Source organism: Methylobacterium trifolii (genome assembly GCF_022179685.1).
Taxonomy (GTDB): Bacteria; Pseudomonadota; Alphaproteobacteria; order Rhizobiales; family Beijerinckiaceae; genus Methylobacterium; species Methylobacterium trifolii.
Genome location: NZ_BPRB01000247.1, coordinates 1 through 5526, shown reverse-complemented (window position 1 = coordinate 5526; position 5526 = coordinate 1). Strand labels below are relative to the sequence as shown.

Here is a 5526-nt window from a genome sequence, read left to right as displayed (position 1 = left end):
CTTGGGCTGCAGGCCCTCGGCCATGAAGAGGGCGAGGGCCTGCAGCCCAAGGTCGTGGCACGCTCCGCCCATCAGGAGGTGGTGCGCACGATGGTCGCCAACGCCCACGGCTACACCCTGTTCAACGTCCGCCCGCGTTCCGACCTCGCCCTCGACGGGAAGAGGCTCAAGCGGGTTCGGCTCGCCGGCACGCACCGCCCGATGCGCATCGGCCTCGCGCGCCTGAGGCAGCTCAACCGCTCGCGCCTCGTGGAGGCGTTCGAGACCCACTGCCGGGCCTTCATCTCGGACGCCTACATCCCGGGCATGGTCGCCCCGGCCACCGAGCGGCGCGTGCCGCGCTGAACCCCGCTCGTCCCGAGCAGGCCGGGGATGGCGGGACGCGCCCCGGTCACGGCAGAGAGGTCCCGCAAGGAACGCCGCATGACCGCTCCGATTCCGATCCTGTTCCTGAACGGCCCGAACGCCAACCTCTACGGGCTCGACCCCGGCGGCACCTACGGGACGGAGAGCTTCCCGGCGTTGAGGGCGCGGTGCGAGCGCCACGCCGAGTCCGTCGGAATCGCCCTCGACTTCCGGCAGTCGAACCACGAGGGCATCCTGATCGATTGGGTTCAGGAGGCGCGGGGGACGTTCGCGGGTCTCGCCGTCAACGCGGCGGGGCTGACCTACACCTCCGTCGCGATCCTCGACGCGTTGCTGGCCTTCCCCGGGCCCATCCTCGAAGTGCACATGAGCAACATCTGGAAGCGGGAGCCATTCCGGCACCATTCCTACGTGTCGCGGGCGGCAACAGGCGTGGTCGCCGGGCTCGGCGGCCTCGGCTACGAACTCGCGATCACCGCGCTCGCAACCCTGGTGCGGGAGGCCCGGTCATGACCGAAACCCTGGTCTTCGCGAGCGCTGTCGATCCCGTCGCGCCCTGGCGCACGGCCTTGGAGGGGCTCCTGCCGGACATCCGTGTCCGAACGCCCGAGGAGATCGAACCGGAGGACGACGTCCGCTACGCCCTGGTGTGGAAGCCGCCCACCGGGTTCTTCGCCCGGCATCCCGGCCTCCGGCTCGTCACCATCCTCGGCGCGGGCGCCGACGCCCTGGTCGGTCGGGACGACCTGCCCGACGTGCCGGTGACGCGCCTGTCGGACCCCGAGATGGCGCGGATGATGACGCATTACGTGCTGTTCGCGGTGCTGCGCTACGCCCGCGACATCCCGACGTTCGAGGCGGCCCAGCGTGCCGGTCGCTGGCACTACGTCCATCCGCGCGAGGCCCGGCAAATCCGGGTCGGCGTGCTGGGCCTGGGGGAACTCGGCAGCGCGACGGCGCTCGAACTCGCGCGTCAGGGATTTTCCGTCGCCGGCTGGTCACGCACGCCGAAAGCGCTGCCGGGGATCGCCTGCCATGCGGGCCCGGATGCGCTGGTCCCGTTTCTCGCGCAGACCGAGATCCTGCTGGTGATGCTGCCGCTGACGCCTTGGACCCGGCGCCTGATCGGGGCCGCGGAGCTCGCCGCGCTGCCGTGGGGCGCCAAGCTCGTCAACGTCTCGCGCGGGGCGGTCATCGACGAGGCGGCCCTCGTGGCGGCGCTGCAATCCGGCCATGTCGGCGGTGCGACCCTCGATGTGTTCGAGACCGAGCCGCTCGCGGACGAACATCCGCTTTGGGAGATGGAGAACGTCCTCGTCACGCCCCATCTGGCCTCGGTGGCGATCCCTGCATCGGCCGCCCGGCAGGTCGCCGAGAACATCCGCCGCGTGCGGACGGGGAGAGCCCCCGAGCAGCGCGTGGACCTGACGCGGGGATACTGACGGCACCCCGATCGGTGCGACGGGACGCGATCGGCCCGCGCGGACGCCCGTGGGACGTGCGCGGGGCATCCTCGGCCGCCTCTCGAAGGTCGTATGATGAATGCGCTACCGCGTGTACGCGTCGTAGTTGCGTTGGATGATGATGTGGTCGGCGATGTGCTTGGCATCCTGCCAGCACCCGTAGATGAAGGCCGAGGCGCGGTTCGTCAGGTCGGGAAGGCCGAGGAAGTAGATGCCGTTCTCCGCCGAGATGCCCCGCTTGTGCAGCGGCAGCCCCTGCTCGTCGAACGTATCGACATCCAGCCAGCTGAAATCATACTTGAAGCCGGTGGCCCACAGGATGGTCGCGATCTTGGACTTCGAGACGTCGAGACGGGTGATCGGCCGCTTGAGACAATCCGGGTCTTCGAGGAGCTGCCATGCATCGGGCTCGGGCGGCAGATCCATGCCCTTGCGCTCGATATAGGCGTCGGCGTCCCGCAGGACTTCGAAGTAGGCCTCGTCGCCCTGGGCGATGTTCCTCGCGAGGTCGTCCTCGAAGTGGAGAACGCCGTCCTCATAGGCGTTCGTCACCCCGACGAGGGTGATCCCCATATGGGCCAGACGCCGGAAGTCCACGGTCCGTCCCCCGTCGTAACCGCTCACGGCGAAGGCGACGTGCCTCTTCTTTCGCTTCGACTTGACCTCGTCCCACAGGCCGAGCGCGCCCAGCCACCACGTGTAGTCGCGCTGGCGATAGGCACGGGGCGGCCGGTAATGTTCGCCGACCGAGAGGTAGACCGTCCTGCCGGCCTTGCAGAGTTCCTCGGCGATCTGCGACCCCGAAGCGCCGCATCCGACCACCAGCACGGCGCCATCGGCCAATTGCTCGGGATTCTTGTAGGACGAGGAATGCAGCTGGTCGACCGAAGCGTCTGTGGGGACGATGCCGGGAAACGACGGCACCTGGAATGGCCCGGTTGCCACCACGATCCGTCGAGCCTCGAAGACACCGTCCGATGTGGTGACTGTATATCCTGGCCGCCCCTGGCTGTGCTTGACGTGCTTGACCTCCACGCCCGTCCGAATCGGAGCCTTGATCATCGCGGCGTAATCGTTGAAGTACTTGGCCATCCGGTCCTTTTCAGGAAACGCATCCGGATGCACGTCCTCGAATTTCAGGTTCGGAAACCGGTCGTGCCAAGCCGGACCGTTGGCGACGAGGGAGTCCCAACGCATGGAACTCCAGTTCTCGGCGATTCGGCTGCGCTCCAGGACGATGTGGGGAATGCCCAGCGTACTAAGATGCTCGCTCATGGCAATGCCGGACTGGCCTGCCCCAACGACCAGGGTGTCGGTGGCTTCGACTGTCATGTCAGCTCCCAGAAACGTCCAGCTTCGTCGATCTCCAACTCGGCCGACGCTGATTTGGGCAGCGAAGTTCGATCTGCCGCATGCGGGATCATGGCTGCTGCTGTGTGATTTGAATGTGCTCGATCCTGCCAATGCGGAGAAGTATGATTTTCCAATATTGCGCTTCGGAAAAAACGAACTGTTGGGCCGACGGACGCGGCCCGATCACGAGGGAGAGAAAGTTGCCAGGCTTCCCCCGGCCCACTGCAACCGTTCGATTGACACAGTGTACCCTCGTCGTGATACGCAGGGGGTGACCACTGTGGTCTAAAACATTGTGATCATTAAGGATATTCAGGTGCTGGCGGCAGGGGCCGAATCCAGGCCCCCCAGCCACTGCTAGAACTAAGTCATTCAGACCATAGAGCTTCTCACGCAGTCGCCCTGCGGAGTGAGCCTGTCGCTACAATCCGCTGCTACAAAGCCCGTCCGAGGGACGGCGAAGGAGCGGGGTGTCGGCACGTTCCAATATCATCTTGCGCGGGACGATCTTCCACTTCCGTCGCGGTGTCCCGGACGACCTCCGGACACTTATCCGTCGAAGCGAACTGGTGCGCAGTCTCGCGACGTCGATCGCGCGCACTGCCAAGCTGCGAGCATGTCGGTCATACCTCGCGTCAGAGAGCCTGTTCACGGCCCTTCGTGCGGACCCAGTACTGACCGACGCCCAACTCGCCCGCCTCGTCCAGGACTTCTACGGCCTGATCCTCGACGACGAGGGACGAGGACGCCTCACCCGCGGCGCGATATCGAGCGACGTGCGTGCACGCCGGCTCGTGCAGTACGAGACGATGGTGGCGCGCAATCGCGATGCCCTTGCCTGCAATCGTCTCGAGGAGGCAGGCTTCGTCACCGAGCACATGCTGCGCAAGCAGGGCATCGGGGCCGCCGACCTCAGCCCGGCGGAAATGGCACACGCACGACAAACTATGCTGCGCGCCGGCATCGACGCGGCCGACGCCATCAGAGCGCGCTACGAAGGCGACTTCGACTTCGAGCCCCGTGACCGCCTGCTCAAGCTGCAGCTAGAAATGCTGGCTTCAGAGCCGGCCGCCTCGCCAAGCATCCCCCAGTCGTCTTTGGTCTCCGAGCCAGGCGGCGCCCAACGGGACGGCGATCCCCTATCGGTCGTAGGAGCCACCTTGCGCACCACGCAGGTCGCCACTGCCGCATGGGGTCGCCAGACGGCTTCCCAAGCCAGCCCGACCTTTCGGCTATTCGTGGACATCTGCGGGGACCGACCGCTCGCTGCCTACTCGCGCAAGCATGCTGGCCGCTTCCGGGATCAGGTCGAGCGACTGCCAAACGACTACGGCATGAACCGCGCCGGGTTTCCCGGAGGCTCCAACTCTTGCAAGGATGGAGCGATGACGAAGCGACCCCGACCGTATTCCCCTGAGGTCCATGCCCGCGCGGTGCGGATGGTCCCGGACCACCAAGCCGAGCATGCCTCGCCATGGGCGGCGATCACCGCGTAGGTTAGGCGCGGGGTCTCGGTCGCGCAGACCACGCCGGCCATGGCCGCGTCGCCCTTGCCGCGGCCAGAGTCAAGCCGCCACATGGCGCCGTCGTCCGTCCTGGGCTCTCTGTCGTCATCTGAAAATGCGGGAGATGCTTATGGCCCACGTCCTCGTCGTCGGCGCCAGCAACGGCATCGGCCTGGAAACGGTCAAAGCGGCCTTGGCGGCCGGCCACCGCGTGCGAGCCTTTGCGCGCTCGGCCGCGCGGATCGAACTGACTGATCCGAAGCTGGAACGGTTCACGGGCGACGCACGCAAGGCCGTCGACGTCGCGGCCGCGCTGGACGGGGTCGACGCCGTCGTGCAGGCGCTCGGCGTGCCCATCCGTGACCTGTTCGGCCCTGTGCGCCTGTTCTCGTCTGCGACGAACGTCCTCGTCCCGGCCATGGAAAAGGCAGGCGTGACTCGCATCCTGGCGGTCACCGGTTTCGGAACAGGAGACAGCGCGGACGCGATCGGCGTCCTGCAACGCGTGCCGTTCCGGCTCGTGTTCGGGCGAGCCTATGACGACAAGAGCGCGCAAGAGATGCGTATCCGCAAAAGCAGCCTGTCCTGGACGTTCGTCCGGCCCGGCGTCCTCACGGGCGGGGCCGGGACGGGCAGTTACCAGGTCCTCGAAGACCCGTCGTCGTGGCGGAACGGGACGATCCCGCGTGCGGACGTGGCCGACTTCATCGTCGGAAACCTCCAAGGGGATGCCTACGTCAGAAAGGCGGTGGTCCTGATCCGGTAGCTGCATCCGAACCGTTCGTCCTGCCGCGTGCCGGCGTGAATATCCCTGCCGCGGAGGCGGTGCCGGAACCGCC

General features: G+C 66.7%; 5 protein-coding genes and 1 pseudogene. 5 read left to right on the top strand and 1 reads right to left on the bottom strand.

From position 1 onward, the window contains the following. The 3 genes from COGEMETH_RS20060 to COGEMETH_RS20050 all read left to right on the top strand — a co-directional run. Positions 1 to 345 (top strand): type 2 periplasmic-binding domain-containing protein (locus COGEMETH_RS20060; protein ID WP_507762999.1); only part of this gene is annotated, 345 nt, incomplete at its 5' end. A 78-nt stretch (positions 346 to 423) separates the two neighbouring features. Further along, complete coding sequence (locus COGEMETH_RS20055; protein ID WP_238184369.1) at positions 424 to 879, top strand: type II 3-dehydroquinate dehydratase; 456 nt, start codon at positions 424 to 426, stop codon at positions 877 to 879. Beyond that, complete coding sequence (locus tag COGEMETH_RS20050; protein WP_238184368.1) at positions 876 to 1808, top strand: 2-hydroxyacid dehydrogenase; 933 nt, start codon at positions 876 to 878, stop codon at positions 1806 to 1808. Before COGEMETH_RS20055 ends, COGEMETH_RS20050 begins: the two co-directional genes overlap by 4 nt. A gap of 105 nt (positions 1809 to 1913) precedes the next feature. On the opposite strand, the gene COGEMETH_RS20045 is transcribed toward COGEMETH_RS20050, so the two are convergent. Further along, a complete protein-coding gene (locus COGEMETH_RS20045) occupies positions 1914 to 3161 on the bottom strand; it encodes a flavin-containing monooxygenase (RefSeq protein ID WP_238184367.1) in 1248 nt (415 codons plus the stop codon). Positions 3162 to 3652: 491 nt separating this feature from the next. On the opposite strand from COGEMETH_RS20045, the pseudogene COGEMETH_RS25740 reads away from it, so the two are divergent. Both COGEMETH_RS25740 and COGEMETH_RS20035 read left to right on the top strand, forming a co-directional pair. After that, positions 3653 to 3784, top strand: a pseudogene (locus COGEMETH_RS25740) (DUF6538 domain-containing protein); the annotation flags it as partial. Positions 3785 to 4817: 1033 nt separating this feature from the next. Further along, on the top strand, positions 4818 to 5453 hold the full coding sequence (locus COGEMETH_RS20035; protein ID WP_238184366.1) for an NAD(P)-dependent oxidoreductase: 636 nt from the start codon (positions 4818 to 4820) through the stop codon (positions 5451 to 5453). Positions 5454 to 5526 lie beyond the last annotated feature (73 nt).